At 71.5% G+C, this 15,698-nt stretch carries 15 protein-coding genes and 1 tRNA gene; 5 read left to right on the top strand and 11 right to left on the bottom strand.

Going from position 1 to position 15,698, the window contains the following annotated elements:
• Nucleotides 1-2: 2 nt before the first annotated feature.
• From DW297_RS06110 to DW297_RS06130, 5 genes are all read right to left on the bottom strand, one after another.
• Nucleotides 3-881 carry an FAD:protein FMN transferase gene (locus DW297_RS06110; RefSeq protein WP_136030413.1) on the bottom strand — a complete coding sequence of 293 codons (879 nt, stop codon included), beginning with the start codon at nt 879-881 and terminating at the stop codon, nt 3-5.
• Nucleotides 882-896: 15 nt separating this feature from the next.
• Nucleotides 897-1,367, bottom strand: a complete 471-nt coding sequence (locus tag DW297_RS06115; RefSeq protein WP_136030415.1) for an FMN-binding protein — start codon at nt 1,365-1,367, stop codon at nt 897-899.
• Nucleotides 1,368-1,448: 81 nt separating this feature from the next.
• A complete protein-coding gene (locus DW297_RS06120) occupies nt 1,449-2,483 on the bottom strand; it encodes a ribose-phosphate diphosphokinase (protein ID WP_136030418.1) in 1,035 nt (344 codons plus the stop codon).
• 7 nt (nt 2,484-2,490) lie between these two features.
• Nucleotides 2,491-3,921: a bifunctional UDP-N-acetylglucosamine diphosphorylase/glucosamine-1-phosphate N-acetyltransferase GlmU gene (glmU, locus tag DW297_RS06125; protein ID WP_136030420.1), complete on the bottom strand. Its 1,431-nt coding sequence runs from the start codon at nt 3,919-3,921 to the stop codon at nt 2,491-2,493.
• 1 nt (nt 3,922) lies between these two features.
• A tRNA-Gln gene (locus DW297_RS06130) sits at nt 3,923-3,994 on the bottom strand.
• Between the two features lie 114 nt (nt 3,995-4,108).
• Between DW297_RS06130 and DW297_RS06135 the strand changes: the two genes are divergently transcribed.
• The 4 genes from DW297_RS06135 (at nt 4,109) to DW297_RS06150 (ending at nt 6,924) form a co-directional block, all read left to right on the top strand.
• Entirely contained in the window at nt 4,109-4,621 is a 513-nt protein-coding gene (locus DW297_RS06135; RefSeq protein WP_136030423.1) for a GNAT family N-acetyltransferase, read from the top strand.
• Nucleotides 4,618-5,112, top strand: coding sequence for a MarR family winged helix-turn-helix transcriptional regulator (locus DW297_RS06140; RefSeq protein ID WP_136030425.1), 495 nt, complete (start codon nt 4,618-4,620; stop codon nt 5,110-5,112). Before DW297_RS06135 ends, DW297_RS06140 begins: the two co-directional genes overlap by 4 nt.
• Nucleotides 5,113-5,185: 73 nt before the next feature.
• Nucleotides 5,186-5,935 (top strand): SDR family oxidoreductase, encoded by a 750-nt coding sequence (locus DW297_RS06145; protein ID WP_136030427.1) that lies wholly within the window; start codon nt 5,186-5,188, stop codon nt 5,933-5,935.
• A 65-nt stretch (nt 5,936-6,000) separates the two neighbouring features.
• Nucleotides 6,001-6,924 carry a pseudouridine synthase gene (locus DW297_RS06150; RefSeq protein ID WP_136030429.1) on the top strand — a complete coding sequence of 308 codons (924 nt, stop codon included), beginning with the start codon at nt 6,001-6,003 and terminating at the stop codon, nt 6,922-6,924.
• Between the two features lie 18 nt (nt 6,925-6,942).
• Here DW297_RS06150 and DW297_RS06155 read toward each other — a convergent pair whose 3' ends face one another.
• From DW297_RS06155 to DW297_RS06180, 6 genes are all read right to left on the bottom strand, one after another.
• A complete protein-coding gene (locus tag DW297_RS06155) occupies nt 6,943-7,602 on the bottom strand; it encodes a methionine ABC transporter permease (protein WP_136030431.1) in 660 nt (219 codons plus the stop codon).
• Nucleotides 7,602-8,645, bottom strand: coding sequence for a methionine ABC transporter ATP-binding protein (locus tag DW297_RS06160; protein ID WP_136030433.1), 1,044 nt, complete (start codon nt 8,643-8,645; stop codon nt 7,602-7,604). The genes DW297_RS06155 and DW297_RS06160 overlap by 1 nt, the downstream gene beginning before the upstream one ends.
• 103 nt (nt 8,646-8,748) lie before the next feature.
• A complete protein-coding gene (locus DW297_RS06165; protein WP_136030435.1) occupies nt 8,749-9,651 on the bottom strand; it encodes a MetQ/NlpA family ABC transporter substrate-binding protein in 903 nt (300 codons plus the stop codon).
• Between the two features lie 125 nt (nt 9,652-9,776).
• Nucleotides 9,777-11,543 (bottom strand): Na+/H+ antiporter, encoded by a 1,767-nt coding sequence (locus DW297_RS06170; protein ID WP_136030438.1) that lies wholly within the window; start codon nt 11,541-11,543, stop codon nt 9,777-9,779.
• A gap of 41 nt (nt 11,544-11,584) precedes the next feature.
• Nucleotides 11,585-13,408: an ABC-F family ATP-binding cassette domain-containing protein gene (locus DW297_RS06175; RefSeq protein WP_136030440.1), complete on the bottom strand. Its 1,824-nt coding sequence runs from the start codon at nt 13,406-13,408 to the stop codon at nt 11,585-11,587.
• A gap of 45 nt (nt 13,409-13,453) precedes the next feature.
• The gene (locus DW297_RS06180) at nt 13,454-14,194 is read right to left on the bottom strand and encodes an alpha/beta fold hydrolase (RefSeq protein ID WP_136030442.1); all 741 of its coding nucleotides are present in this window, start codon (nt 14,192-14,194) and stop codon (nt 13,454-13,456) included.
• A gap of 102 nt (nt 14,195-14,296) precedes the next feature.
• Here DW297_RS06180 and DW297_RS06185 point away from each other — a divergent pair, with 102 nt between their 5' ends.
• Entirely contained in the window at nt 14,297-15,604 is a 1,308-nt protein-coding gene (locus tag DW297_RS06185) for an HNH endonuclease signature motif containing protein (protein ID WP_136030444.1), read from the top strand.
• The last annotated feature ends 94 nt before the right edge of the window (nt 15,605-15,698 follow it).

The following is a 15,698-nucleotide window of genomic DNA, read 5'->3' on the forward strand; positions in this document are numbered from 1 at the left end:
CCCTAGTCAGCGGCCGCCCGGCCAGGCCCGCCCACCGTGAACAGCTCGGCCGGACAGCCCGGCGAGCACTGCAGGCGCCCATCGGTGGTCATGCGCACCCACTCCACGCCCCAGGCCAGGGCGAGCGCCGGGCCCCCGTCGAAGAACAGCGCGGTGGCCACGGCGTCGGCGATCATCGCGTCGGGCGCCAGCGCCCAGGCCGCCGCCCAGGTGCGCACGGGCACCCCGGTGCGGGCGTCCAGGACGTGATGCAGCCCGTCTCCCCACGCACGGCGGTTCACGGCCGAGGCGCACAGCGCGCCGTCACGCACCTCGACCACGCCCACGGCCTTCCGCGGGTCGTACGGATGCTCCAGGGCGACGCGCTCACCGGAGCCGCGGACCCGGAGGTCACCGCCCGCGTCGACCACGACGTCGTCCGGCACCTCCGCCAGTTCCGTCATCACCAGGTCCACCAGGCGACCCTTGCCGAGCGCGCCGACGTCGAGCAGGGCCGGAGCCGACGCGGTCACCCCGGTCGAGGTCCACGAGACCCGCTCCGTCCAGTCCGCGGGCGCGGCGAGCGGGTCCCGCGGCACGAGCGAGTACTCCCGGTCGTAGCCCAGGGCGGCGAGACTGTCAGCGACGAGAGGGTTGACGGCCCCGTCGGTCGCCGTGGTCAGCGCGCGATACGCGTCGAGCATGGGCGCCGCGTCGGCGGAGGCCAGCGTCCCGCCCTCGCGCCCGAGCCGCGAGACCTCCGAGTCGGCCCGGAACCGCGACCAGGCGCGGTCGAACCTCTCGATCACCGCCGACACGGCGGATCGGACGGGCTCCGGGAGCGGCGATGACGTCTCGATCTCCCAGTGCGTGCCGATCGCCTCGAAACGCCAACCCGCCATGACGAGGCCCCGCGCCTAGGAGGCGGCCTGCTCCTTGATCGACTCGAGCGCGTCGTTGAAGCCGCCGCTGGTGAGCGACGACCCCGCGACGCGGCTCACGTTCAGCTCGTCGATGGGCTTGCCCACGACCTCGTCCGCGATGCCGTCGATGAACTGGCCCTGATACTGCTCGGTCTCGGGTGCCTTCGGGTCGCCCGTCACCTCGACGTCGGTCACGACGCCGTCCGCGAGCGTGAGAGTGACCGAGATCTGCTCGACCGTCTCCGGGGTCTGGTACGACCCCTCGGCGGTGTAGGTGCCGTCGTTGTAAGAGCCTGCGGCGTCGCCCCCGCCGGATGACGAGCTCGAACCCGTCGGCGCCGTCGAAGCGTTCGACGAGTCGGCGGCGTCGGGAGTGCCCGCGCACCCCGCGAGCACGACCAGGCCGGCGACCCCGAGAAGCGCGGAACCGGTGCGGACGGACGTGGGTACGGTCGTGCGGATCATGGGGGCCTCCGTGGGTCGGGGTCTGTCGATCCTTCGACGGTAGGGACCGCGCCTATGCTCCGGCTGTGCTGTGCCGATGCGTCAGGCGTCGCCGCCGAACATGCTCGTCACGGAGCCGTCCTCGAACACCTCGTGGATCGCCCTGGCCAGCAGGGGGGCGATCGGCAGGATCGTGAGGTTGTCCCAGCGGCGCGACGCCGACAGCGGGATCGTGTCCGTCACGACGACCTCATCGATCGAGGCGTCCTGCAACCGCTCCGAGGCGGGGTCGCTGAAGATCGCGTGGGTCGCGGCCACGATCACACGGTGCGCGCCGTTGGCCTTGAGCGCCTGAGCGGCCTTCACGATCGTGCCGCCGGTGTCGATCATGTCGTCGACCAGAAGGCACGTGCGCCCCTCGACGGCGCCGACGATCTCATGCACCGACACCTGGTTGGCGACCTTCGGGTCGCGGCGCTTGTGGATGATCGCGAGCGGCGCACCGAGGCTGTCCGACCACGTGTCGGCGACGCGGACGCGGCCCATGTCGGGCGAGACGACCGTGAGGATCTCGCGGTCCTCCGGGCTCAGCGTGCGCTCGAAGTGGTCGAGCAGCACCGGCTTGGCGAAGAGATGGTCGACCGGGCCGTCGAAGAAGCCCTGGATCTGCGCCGCGTGCAGGTCGACGCTCATGACGCGGTCGGCGCCGGCCGTCTTGAGCAGGTCGGCGACCAGGCGGGCGCTGATCGGCTCACGGCCGCGGCCCTTCTTGTCCTGGCGCGAATACGGATAGTAGGGGGCGACGACGGTGATGCGCTTGGCCGACGCGCGCTTGGCGGCGTCGATCATGATGAGCGTCTCCATGAGCCACTCGTTCACCGGTTCGCCGAAGGTCTGGATGAGGAAGAGGTCGACGCCGCGGATCGAGACCTCGAAGCGGGCGTAGATCTCCCCCGACGCGAACGTGCGGTGCTCCACCGGCGCGATCTCGGTGCCCAGGGCCTCGGCGACGGCCGCTGTCAGCTCGGGGTGGGAGCGCCCGCCCGCGACGACGAGCCGCTTCTTGGTCTTCGCGATGATCCCGGGGGCCACCCCGTTGTCGCGATCCAGGTCGACCGTCTTCTTCTTCCGGGCCATGCTCCGCCTATTCCGCCGTGTTCTCCCGGGCCGCGGCGTCCGCCGCCCCCGTGCCTGCTCTGTTCTTCTCGACCCACCCCTCGACGTTGCGCTGGGGGGCCACGCTCATGGCCAGGGCACCGGCGGGGACGTCCTTGCGGACGACGGCGCCGGCACCGGTCTTCGCACCAGCACCCAGCCTAACGGGCGCGACCAGGACCGTGTGCGAGCCGGTGTGGACCTCGTCGCCGATCTCGGTGCGGTGCTTGTTCACGTCGTCGTAGTTGGCGGTGATGGTGCTCGCGCCCAGGTTGACCCCGCGGCCGATCGTCGCATCCCCCACGTAGGAGAGGTGCGGCACCTTGCTGCCCTCGCCGATCTCGGCGTTCTTCGTCTCGACGTACGCGCCGATCTTGCCCTTGGCGCCCAGCACGGTGCCGGGACGGAGGAAGGAGAAGGGCCCGACGGTCGCCTCGGCGCCGATCACCGCGAGCGTGGCGTCGGTGCGCCGCACCACCGCGTCCTCCCCCACCTCGCAGGTGACCAGCGTCGTGTCGGGACCGATCGTGGCGCCCGCGGCGACGGTGGTCGCGCGCAGGATCTGCGTGTTCGGCAGGAGCGTCACGTCGGGCGCCAGGGTGACGTCGTCGTCGATCCACGTGGTCGCCGGATCGATCACCGTGACGCCCTCGAGCTGCCAGCGGCGCACGATGCGGGCGTTCAAGCGGCGGCCGACCTCGGCGAGCTGCGCACGGTCGTTCACCCCGAACGTGACCTCGACGTCGTCGACGACCGAGGCGGCCACGCGGTCGCCGTCACGGCGCAGCAGCCCGGGCACATCGGTCAGGTACATCTCGCCCTGCGCGTTGTCGACGCCCACCTGCGGCAGGTACGTGCGCAGCGTCGCGGCACGGAACACGTACATGCCGGCGTTGATCTCGGTGACCGCGGCCTCCTCGGCCGTCGCGTCCTTCTGCTCGACGATGCGGTCGACACCGCCGTCCGCGTCGCGGATCACCCGGCCGTAGCCGGTGGGGTCGTCGACCAGGGCCGTCATGAGGGTGGCCGCCGCACCGGAGGCGCGGTGCTCCTCCAGGAACGCGGTGAGCGTCTCGGCGTCCGCGAGCGGGCAGTCGCCCGAGAGCACGAGCACATCGCCGTCGAAGTCGCCGGGCAGCGCATCGACCGCAACCTGCACGGCCCGCCCCGTGCCCGGCACCTCGTCCTGGTCGACGAACACCGCATCGGGGTAGTCCTCCGCGAGCGCGGCCACCACCTGGTCGCGCTCGTGACGCACGACGACCTCGATGTGCGCGGCCTGCAGCCGACGCGCCGTGGTGAGCACGTGCCCGACGAGCGGTCGGCCGCCGATGGGGTGCAGCACCTTGGGCAGCCGCGACTTCATGCGGGTGCCCTGACCTGCGGCGAGGACGACGATGGCGAGATTGTTCCCAGTCATGCTCCGCCGCCAGGACTCGAACCTAGACCTCACAGCTCCAAAGGCTGTCGTGCTGCCATTACACCACGGCGGACCGCGGCCCCCGCGTGGGCACCGCCCGACAAGTCTGCCACGTCCCCGCTCGTGTTCCGATGCACGCCCGGGTGGCCGACATCGCGACGAAACACGGCTCTGCGATGCTGGGGCCATGAGCGACGTCGTCATCACCCGCATCGCCTCCGCCACGCCGGACCTCGCGGCGTTCGTGTCCGCGCATCACGCCGAGATGCAGGGCACCGCGCCACCCGAGAGCCAGCACGCCCTGCCCATCGACGGACTCCTCGCACCGCACGTGCGCCTGTTCGCCGCCACCCTGGACGACCGCATCGTCGGCACGGGCGCCCTCGCCACGGTCGACCACGGGCACGAGGAGCTCAAGTCGATGCGCACCGACCCCGCACTGCGCGGCCGCGGCATCGGACGCACCCTGGTGCGGTTCCTCCTCGACGACGCCACCGCCCGCGGGGTGCGCCGGGTGTCGCTGGAGACCGGGCGCGACGAGTTCTTCCTGCCCGCGGTCGCGATGTACACCCGCGCGGGCTTCCGCGAGTGCGGGGCGTTCGGCCGCTACCGGCCGGATCCGCACAGCGTGTTCCTGACCCTGGAGCTGCCCGCTCGCGGGTCGGCGGACGACGGGGCGCACGCGATAATGAACGCATGAGCGAGGTGGATGAGGTCGACCGGATCGTCGGCGCGTGGAACACGCAGCGCCCCGACCTCGACTTCTCCCCGCTCGAGGTGCTGTCGCGGATGGATCGGCTGTCGCGTCACCTCGACCGTGCCCGCCGCGAGGTGTTCCGCCGCAGCGACCTCGAGTCGTGGGAGTGGGACGTGCTGTCGGCGCTGCGCCGCGCCGGCGCCCCCTTCCAGCTCTCCCCGAAGCAGCTGCTGCAGCAGACCCTCGTGTCCAGCGGGACCATGACCAACCGGATCGACCGGCTGGTTGGGCGGCGGCTGGTGCGCAGGGAGGCCGACCCCGGCGACGGCCGCAGCGTGCTGGTGACGCTCACCGACGACGGGCGTATCCGGGTGGACGCGGCGATCACCCGGCTGGTCGACGCGGAGGCCGAGCTGCTCAGGGCACTGTCGCGCGGCGACCGCGAACGGCTCGCCGGTCTGCTGCGCAAGCTCAGCCTGAGCTTCGACGCCTGACGCCGCTCACGCGTGCGCGGCGGATGTCGGCGGCCCGGGGCAGGATAGCCACGGATCACGACAAAGGAGCGGCATGCGCATCGCAGTGGCAGGCGGGACAGGACGGATCGGGCGGCTCGTGGTGGAGGAGGCGCGACGGCGAGGCCATGACGCGATCTCCCTCAGCCGCGGCGAAGGGGTGGACCTGACGACGGGCGAGGGTCTCGCGGCGCGACTCGACGGGGTCGACGCGGTGATCGACGCGACCAATCCCCCGGTGTCCGACGTGGCGGAGGCCGAGCGCGTGTTCGCGACGGTGACGCGCACCCTCCTGGTCGCCGGAGCCGCCGCCGGGGTCGCCCACCACGTGGCCCTGTCGATCGCCGCGCTCGATCGGGTGCAGGGCAACCCGCACTACTTCGGCAAGCGGGCTCAGGAGCGCGAGGTCGCCCGCGGCGCCGTGCCCTTCACGATCGTGCGCGCGACGCAGTTCCACGACTTCCCCGCCATGATCGCCGAGTGGTCGATCGTCGACGGCGAGGGCGTCGTCCCCCCGCTGCTGCTGCAGCCGATCGCCCCGGCGGACGTGGCGGTCGCCCTCGTCGAGGCGGCCGCCGCCCCCGCGCTGGGCGGATCCTTCGACATCGCCGGGCCCCGCACCGAAGACGCCGTCGACATGGCCAGGCGCACCCTCGCCGCCCGCGGACGAGAGCTTCCGCTGCGCGCCTCGTGGCGCGGTGCGGCTCTGGGCGTCGAGTTCGCGGGCGAGGTGCTGCTCCCCGCCGAGGGAGCCCGGCTCGCCCCCACCACCTTCGACGACTGGATCGCCGCCGGGGCGGACTGAGCCGAGCCGACCGGCGCCGTCGCCTAGGGTGGAGGGGTCCCGCCCCTCCTGCCGAAGGCCGAACAATGGGCATGCCCTCCCCGCTCCCCGTGCGCGACGGCGTCGGCGCCACGCGGTTGCACGTTCCGCTGACCGGGGATTGGCCGACGATCGCGGACTACATGGTCGAGCGGTTCTTCCACCTCGACCCCAAGCGGCTGCTCGTGCGGTTCGACCGCGGCGAGATCGTCGCCCGCGACGGACGACCGCTCAGCCGGGAGACGCCGCTGGGCGCCGAGGAGTTCGTCTGGTACTACCGCGAGCCGCCCGTCGAGAAGGAGATCCCCTTCACCGAGGAGATCCTGCACGAGGACGACCACCTCGTCGTGATCGACAAGCCGCACTTCCTGCCCACCACCCCCGGCGGCAAGTACCTGCAGAACTCGGCTCTCGTGCGGCTGCGGAACCGGCTCGGCAACCCGGAGCTCACGCCGATCCACCGCCTCGACCGCGCGACCGCCGGGCTGCTGATGTTCTCCGTCCGCCCCGCCACCCGCGGCGCCTACCAGCTGCTGTTCGAGGATCGACGGGTCGAGAAGGTGTACGAGGCCGTATCGGCCCGGCCCGTCGGCTGGGATCCCTCCCGCTTCCCGCTGGTGTACCGCACCCACATCGAGAAGCACCGCGGCGAGGTGCGCGTGCAGGTCGACGACACCCGGGAGCCCAACTCGGAGACGCTCATCGACGTGATCGACGCCGACGACCGCGTGGTGCACACCCTGCTGCGCCCGCACAGCGGCAAGATGCACCAGTTGCGCGTGCACCTGGCCGCGCTCGGGCTCGGCATCCTGCACGACGGCTTCTACCCGGAGCTGCTGCCCGAGCAGCCCGACGACTTCTCCCGGCCCCTGCAGCTCCTGGCGCGGGAACTGCGGTTCCTCGACCCGCTCACCGGTGAGGAGCGCGTGTTCACCACCCGCCGGAGCCTGCAGGCTGCCCCGGCGCGCTGACCCGCGCCCCACCGGGGGTCAGCGTCGCATGATCCTCCGGGCGAGCCGCGTTCCCAGCAGCTGCACCAGGTGCACGAACACCACGATAAGGATGATGGCGGCCCACATCACGATCGGCTCGAACTGCCGGAAACCGTAGATCTGCGCGAACGCACCCAGGCCGCCGCCGCCGATCAGACCGGCCATCGCGGTCATGTCGATGAGCGCGACCACAATGAACGTGTAGCCGAGGATCAGCGGTCCGAGGGACTCCGGGATCGCGACCGTGAACAGGATGCGCCACGGCCCCGCCCCCATCGCCCGCGCCGCCTCGATCACGCCGGGCGACACCGACACGAGGTGCTGCTCCACGATGCGGCCGATCGCGAACGCCGCCGCGAGCCCGATGATGAACGCGCCCGCCGTGGTGCCGATGCCCGACCCCACCACGAGCCGTGCGAACGGCTGCGCGACGGCCATGAAGATCACGAACGGGATGGGTCGGAAGAAGTTGACCCCCAGGTTGACGAGCACCGAGACGACCCGGTTCTGCAGGAGTCCACCGGGGCGCGTGATGTAGAGGATGATGCCGATCGCAAGACCGAGGATCCCGCCGAGCACGAGCGCAAACGACGCCATGTACAGCGTCTCCAGTGCGGCCGACCAGAACTCGGGCCACAGTTCGTTCAGACGATCCATCAGCGGGCCTCCTCTGCGGCGATCACGGTCACGTCCACGCGCTCACCGATCGTGGTGAGCGCCCTGTCGATCGCGGAGGAGTCTCCGCGGATCGCGAGCGTCAGGTGCCCGAACGCCCTGCCCCGGATGTCGTTGATGCCGCCGTACACGAGCTCGAAGTCGAGTCCGGCGGCCGCGAGGTCGAGGAACACCTGCGCCTGCGACGAGTCGCCGTCGCGGAACGAGAACGTGACGAGACGCCCGCGATGCCGCTCGCGCAGCACGGCGAGCTCGGACGGCGACGGCACGCCCTTCACGACCGTGCCGACGAAGCGCTGCGACGCCGGGTTCTGCGGCGCCGAGAACACGTCGAACACGTCGCCGCGCTCGATCACGCGACCGTTCTCCATCACGGCGACCTTGGTCGCGATCGTCTGGATGACGTCCATCTCGTGGGTGATGACCACGATGGTGACGCCCTGCTCCTCGTTGACCCGCTTGAGCAGGTCGAGGACCTCGTGCGTGGTCTGCGGGTCGAGGGCGCTGGTGGCCTCGTCGGCGAGCAGGATCGCGGGCTTGGTGGCCAGGGCCCGGGCGATGCCGACGCGCTGCTTCTGGCCGCCGGACAGCTGCTCGGGGTAGGCCTTCGCCTTGTCGGACAGCCCCACGAACGACAGCAGCTCGGTCACCCGCGCCTCGATGTCGGGCTTCGACCAGCCGGCCAGCGTCAGCGGGTAGGCCACGTTCGACCGCACGGTGCGCGAGGAGAACAGGTTGAACTGCTGGAAGATCATGCCGATGCCGCCGCGCACGCGGCGCAGTTCGCGTTCGCCGAGCGTGGTGAGATCGACGCCGTCGACCGTGATGGTGCCGCTCGTCGCCGGCTCCAGGGCGTTGATCAGGCGCACCAGCGTCGACTTGCCGGCGCCGGAGTAGCCGATGATGCCGTACACGTCGCCCTGGTCGATGTCGAGGGTCACGTCGTCGACGGCGACGACCTCCGGTTCACCGTGACTGCGGGAGGGGTAGGTCTTGGACACGTTCGTCAGGGAGACGATCGGCATGTGCTGCTCCGGTCTGGGTCTCGGGAAACGGAGAATCGGGCGACGCGAGAGGCGCCACCCGATTCTCCCTCATGGGGTGGGGGTGCCCCGCACCCCCGCTGCGTCACTTCTTCGCGTCGGCGTCCTTCTGGACCTTCTCCAGCGAGGCCACGAGGTCCTTCACCGGCGTCTGCAGCGCCACCGCCGTGCCACCGGAGGACTCGAGGAGTCCCGCCTGCACGTCCTCGTTCGTCTGGAAGATCTCGACCAGCTTGTTGTAGGTCTCGTTGTCGGCATCCTCCGCGCGGGCCGCGAAGATGTTCACGTACGGCAGGGCGCTCGGGTCCTCGGGGTCGTCCTGCGCGATCGCGTCGTCGAACGTGAGCCCGGCGTCCTCCACGAAGTCGTTGTTGATGATCGCAGCGGCGACATCGGGCAGCGAGGTGGGGATGAGCGCCGCCTCCAGCGCCTTCACCTGCACCTTCGACTTCTCGGTGTCGACGTCGGCGAGGTCGGAGTAGGGCGTGCCGCCGCTCTTCAGCTCGACGAGGCCGGCCTGCTGCAGCACGTTCAGCGCGCGGGCCTGGTTCGACGCGTCGTCCGGCACGGCGACGGTCTCGCCCTTGGGGATGTCGTCCACGTCGTCGTACTTCTTCGAGTACAGGCCGAGCGGGTAGATCGCGGTGGAGCCGATCGGCGTGAGGTCGGAGCCCGAGGCGTTGTTGTACTCGGCGAGGTACACGATGTGCTGGAACTGGTTGAGGTCGATCTCGCCCTCGCTCAGCGCGGGGTTCGGCTGCTCGTAGGAGCCGAAGTCGACCAGCTCGACCGTGATGCCCTCGTCGGCGGCAGCCTCGACGAAGGCGGGCCACTGCGCGTCGCCCTTGCCGACGACCCCGATCTTGACGGTCTCGTTCCCCGCGTCGCCGGAACCGGCGTCGGAGGAGGCCGTCGCGCATCCGGAGAGCGCGACGAACAGCGGGACCGCGGCGAGCGCGGCGAGGACGGTGGTGGTGCGGCGGGACATGATGAGGGGGTTCCTTCCTGGCGGGACCCGACTACGTTAGGCAGGTCGGGCGCAGGCGGCGGAATCGCGCCGTCACACGGCGTCACAGGTCCCGGCGGCGCCCGGGGCGGACCACCGGGTGAGGGTCAGTCGAACTCCTCGATGCCCTGCAGGCGCACCTGTTCGAGGTCGAGCCGGGCCGAGATGCGCCGCACCACCAGGTCGTCCACGGTCCCGGCGCTGCGCAGCCCGAGCAGCACCTCGCGCTTGCGGTCGAGCAGCGCGAGCTTGAGTCGCGTGTGCTCCTCGTGCCGGATGAGCGGAGAGCGCTGGGCCAGGTCGACGTCGGCCGAGGTCGCGATCATCTGCAGCACCGTGCCGTCGCTCGGCTCGGGGTCGACCGCGCCGCCGACGCCGCCGTCGGGTTCCGGCTCCCCGGTGCCCTCCTCCCCGCCGATGCCCAGGGGGTCGGGCTCGCCGAGCATGTCGTCCAGCGCCTCGGCCTCCGCGTCGATCAGGGCCTGCTCCCGCGCCAGGGTCCGGGCGTTCGCGAACTCCAGGTTGCGATACCCCTCGGCCCGCACGTGATCGCGCACCTCCGCGCCGACGCCGTGCTCGGCGGCCAGGTCGTCCAGCGCGGCCAGAGCGGCGCCGGAGATCGCACGCTCCGCGAGCTCGAACTCCTCGGCCTCCGCGTGGTCGACCGGGAACCGCGCCCAGCGCACCAGGGCGGGCAGCATGGGGGCCTGCGCGAGCAGACTGAGCAGGATCACCCCGGCCGTCACGAGCACGATCTCGTCGCGGCCGGCGATCGCGCCGCCCTCGGTCACGGTCGTGGGCACCGACAGGGCGATCGCGAGCGACACGGCTCCGCGCATCCCCGCGACGGTGGACACGAGGCGCGCACGGGAGCGCGAGCCAGGGGCCGGGCGGGCGGACGGCCTGCCCTGGAACAGCACGTTGAGCAGCTGGAACAGGTAGCGCACGACCAGCAGCGTGGCCCACACCGCGAGCGTGATCAGCACCAGTCGCCCGATCACCGACGGCGGCACCTCGTGCACCACGTACTGCACCTCGAGCCCGATGAGCACGAATAGCGCGCCGTTGAGGAGGAACACGCCGAAGGGCCACGCCGCGTCCGCCTGGCGCCGCGACGCCGCGGTCGTCACGCGCGGCGACACCCAGGCCACGATGAGTCCGGCCACGACCACGGCCAGCACCCCCGAGGCGTGCACCATCTCGGCGACAAGGAACGCCGAGAACGGCACGAGCAGCAGCGTCACGTTGATGACGATGGTCGACGACATGCGACGCAGCAGCAGGTACGCGATCGCGGCGACCGCGACGCCCGCCGCGACCCCGCCGACGTACGACACCAGCACGTCCCACGTGACCGAGAGCGGCGTGACCTGGCCGCCGAGCGCGAGCGACACCGCGATCGCATACAGGACGAGCGCGGTGCCGTCGTTCGTGAGGCTCTCCGCCTTCAGCTTCATGAACATGCGTCGCGGCAGCAGACGTCCGAGCGCGGCGACCGCGGTGGCATCGGGCGGGGCGACGGCGGCGCCCAGGATGAGCGCGACCTCCCACGGCATCCCGAACAGCACGCCGATGCCCGCGACCGCGAACGCCGAGGCCACCACGAGCAGGGTGCTCATCGGCAGGATGTAGCGGAAGTCGCGGCGGATCGAGCGCAGCGACGTGGTGAGGCTCTCCCAGAACAGGATCACGGGCAGGAACAGCAGCAGCACCGTCTCCGGCGGCAGCTGCACCTCGCGCAGCTCCGGCACGAAACCGAGCAGCAGTCCGAGCAGGACGAGGACGAGCGGGAGCGCGAGACGCACGCGCGGGGCGATCAGGGTTCCGACGAGGATCGTGAGTCCGAGCAGGACGGTGACTTCAAGGCCTTCCATCCCTACCTCCCAACGCTATGGGGAGAAGGATATTCCTGGTCTCAGCCGATCTGTTCGGTGAGTTCGAACCAGCGCAGCTCGAGCTCCTCGATCTCGGCCTCCTGCGCCGAGATCTCCTTCATCCGCTCCCCCAGTCCGGCGTAGTCGGACTGGTCGTGGTCGGCGAGCGCGTGCTTGGCCGCGTCGACCTGCGCGGTGAGCTTGTGGATGCGTCGTTCGAGCGCCGCGACCTCCTTCTGCGCCGTGCGGAGCGCGGCACCGTCGAGGCCGGTCGGTGCCGCCGCAGCGGCACTCGCGGAGGGCTTCGACCCCTCGGCCTCCACCCGCTCGCGCAGCCGCAGGTACTCGTCCACGCCGCCGGGGAGGTGGCGCAACCGTCCGGCGCCGTCGGGCCCCGGGAGGATCGCGTACTGCTGGTCGGTCACGCGCTCCAGGAAGTACCGGTCGTGGCTGACGACCAGGAGTGTGCCCGACCAGGAGTCGAGGAGGTCCTCGATCGCGGCGAGCATGTCGGTGTCCATGTCGTTGGTCGGCTCGTCGAGGATCAGCACGTTGGGCTGGTCGAGCAGCACGAGCAGCAGCTGCAACCGGCGCTGCTGGCCGCCCGAGAGGTCTTTGACCGGTGTCGACAGCTGCGCCGACGAGAACCCGAGCCGCTCCAGCAGCTGACCGGGCGTGAGGTCTTGCGCCTTCGACCCGGCGCCGAGCGTGTAGGAGGTGCGCAACCCGGAGATCACCACGCGCACCGGGTCGTTCCAGTGCGGCGTGAGCTCGTCGAGGCGCTGCGTGAGGGTGCGCACCTGCACGGTCTTGCCGCGCTTGACCCGGCCCTCTGTCGGCTCGACGGCACCGGAGATCAGCCCGAGCAGCGTGGACTTCCCCGCCCCGTTCACCCCGAGGATGCCGGTGCGCTCCCCCGGTGCGATGCGCCACTCCACGTCCTTCAGCACCGTTCTGGTGCCGCCGTCCTCGGTCGGGTAGGTCACGCCGACGTCGAGCAGGTCGACCACGTCCTTCCCGAGCCGCGACACCGCGAGCGACTGCAGCGACACCTTGTCGCGGATCTCCGGCACGTCCGCGATCAGCTCGTTGGCCGCGTCGATGCGGAACTTCGGCTTGCTGGTGCGCGCGGGGGCGCCGCGGCGCAGCCACGCGAGCTCCTTGCGGGCGAGGTTCTGCCGCTTCGCCTCGGTCGCCGCGGCCATGCGGTCGCGCTCGACCCGCTGCAGGATGTACGCCGCGTAGCCGCCCTCGAACGGCTCGACGATGCGGTCGTGCACCTCCCACGTCTCGGTGCAGATCTCGTCGAGGAACCAGCGGTCGTGCGTGACGACCAGCAGCGCCCCGGCGTTCGGGGACCAGCGCTTCTTCAGATGACCGGCGAGCCAGGTGATGGCCTCGACGTCGAGGTGGTTGGTGGGCTCGTCGAGCGCGATCACGTCCCAGTCGCCGGTCAGGAGCTTGGCGAGCGACACACGCCGCCGCTGGCCGCCGCTGAGCGATCCGATCCGCGCGTCCCACGGGAGCTCCCGCAGCAGCCCGTCGATCACATCGCGCACCCGGGCGTCGCCCGCCCACTCGTGCTCCGGCACGTCGCCGACCACGGCCGCGCCGATCGTGAGGTCGTCCGGGAGCGTATCCGCCTGGGTCAGCACACCGATGCGGGTGCCGCCGCGCACGGTCACCCGGCCGGAGTCCGGCTCCTTGGTGCCGGCGAGCATGCCGAGGAGGCTGGACTTGCCGTCGCCGTTGCGGCCGACGATCCCGATGCGGTCCCCCTCCTCGATGCCGAGGGTGACGGAGTCGAAGACGACGCGGGTCGGGTATTCGAGGTGCAGGGCTTCGGCCCCGAGAAGATGTGCCATGTCCTCTCCAGGGTAGTCGCGGATCGCCGGCCGCCCGCCCTGTCGTCAGCGGGAGCCGAAGAGCTCCGGCAGCGCCGCGGTGAACACGTCGAAGTGGCTGTACCAGACGGTGTGCGCCGCGCCGGGGATGCTCCGCACGCGGACGCCCTCGTGCTCGAACCGGCGCGCGTCCTCGTCGGTGACCCACGCGCTGGGGTCGGCGCGGACCACGATCGAGCCCGGTGCGGCGCTCCAGTGCCCATCGGAGCCGCACGACACGGACGCGGCCGTCGCGGCATCGAACCGCTCGGCCGCGCGGGCCTCCGCCTCGGCATCGGCGACCGAATAGAACGGACGCGCGCGGCGCAGCTCGGCCGGCGACAGGCGTGCACGCCGGTCGTGTTCGTACTGCGACACCAGCGCCGCGCGATCCTGACCGCCCTGCAGGGTCAGCGCCGCGTCGACGTAGACGGCGAGCGCCGGTTCGAGTCGCGGGGCGGCCGCGGCGAGGACCGTGGCACCGAAGGAGTGTCCCATCGCGGCGATCAGGGGCGGGCCGGGGGTGGCGGACGGGGGCTCGACGAGGCACGCCAGGGTCTCGACGACCGCGTCGGCCGCGCTCTCGATCGTGAGCTGCGGGTCGCGCGGCGAGAGTCCGTGACCGGGGAGATCGAGCGCGAGCACGCGGAAACCGCGCTCCGTCAGCGCGGGCACGACGCGGTGCCAGCTCTCGGCGGAGCCCATCATGCCGTGGAGGAGCACGACCGTGTGCTCGCCCGAACCGGCTTCGACGACGTTGAGAAGCATCGCGTCAGTAAACCACGACCGTTACCTTTCCGTGACCTGACTTTCGTCCATACTCGTTCGATCCTTTGTTCGAATGTCGGTGGTCGGTGATGGAGTGAAGTCATGACCGCGCTGCTCGACGCCACCGACTCCCAGCGGGCGATGCTCGCCGAGCTGGTCGCGGGCCTGGTCGCGGCGGAGCAGACGCTGAGCAGCATGCAGGCCGCCCGCGACGGCTTGCTGGCCCTGGCCGGGCGCCTCGCGGTCGACATCGCCCGGCAGGGGCGCCACCCCGACCACGGCGACCTGGCGATCCGCACGGTCGCCGCCGAGATCGGCGCGGCCCAGCGCGCGAGCGATCGCGCGGTCGAACGGCGCATGTCCGAGGCGTCCTGGCTGGTCGAGCGCTTCCCCGCGGTGTGGGAGGCGCAGGGCCGCGGGCTGATCAGCGCGGCGCACGCGCGCGCGATCCTCGACGCGGGCGCGCATCTCCACGACGCTTCCGAGCGGTCGGCCTTCGCCGACGACGCCGTAGCCCTCGCGCAGACCACCTCGCCCAACCGGCTGCGGCCGCTCGTGCGACGCCTCGCCGAACGCTTCCAGGAGCGCACGGTCACCGAACGGCACCGCGACGCCCGCGAGCAGCGCCGGGTCTGGGTGAAAGACGCAGGCGACGGGATGGCCGACCTGGGCATGCACGGACCGGCGGCACTCGTCCACGGCATGTTCGACCGGCTGTCGCAGATGGCTCACGCCGTACAGCAGGAGAACGCGCGCGCGGAGCGGGGCGCGACCGAGCCCTCCCCTGCCACACCCGACACCTGCACGGTCGACCAGCTGCGAGCCGACCTGCTCTCCGATCTGGTGCTGACTGGCACCCCGGCCGGCCACGACACGGCGGACGGTCTGCTGGGCGAGCTGCGGGCGCGCGTGGAGGTGACGGTGCCTGTGCTGACCCTTCTTCGTGACGATCACCCCACGGCGGTGGGCGCTCCGGCTGAGCTCGACGGTCAGACGCCGATCGATGCGGAGACCGCCCGACATCTGACCGGCGGCGCCGCGGGGTGGGACCGGGTGCTGACGCATCCGATCAGCGGCGCGACGCTCGCGGTCGACCGCTACCGGCCGAGCGAGGAGCTCCGCCGGCACCTGCGAGCGCGCGACCAGCGCTGTCGTTTCCCCGGATGCGGCCTCGCGGCGCGGAAGAGCGACCTCGACCACAGCCACGATGCGGCCCGCGGCGGGAAGACCGAGCACCGGAACCTGGCGACCCTCTGCCGCAGACACCACACCCTCAAGCACCACTCCCCGTGGCAGGTGCGGCAGCGGCCGGGCGGCCTTCTGGAGTGGACGAGTCCGGCCGGACGGACCTACCTCGACCGTCCGCCGCCTCGGCCATCGGTGGTGTTCGCGGAGGCGGCACCGTTCTGAGTCGCGATGCTGCGAGCGCATTGATGATGCCGGCGGGTGCGGCGAGCGGTGGGTGCAGCGAGTGCGGCAGGTGCGGCGAGCGGTGGGTGCAGCG

This window comes from Microbacterium sp. PF5 (genome assembly GCF_004794315.1).
GTDB classification, from domain to species: Bacteria; Actinomycetota; Actinomycetes; order Actinomycetales; family Microbacteriaceae; genus Microbacterium; species Microbacterium sufflavum.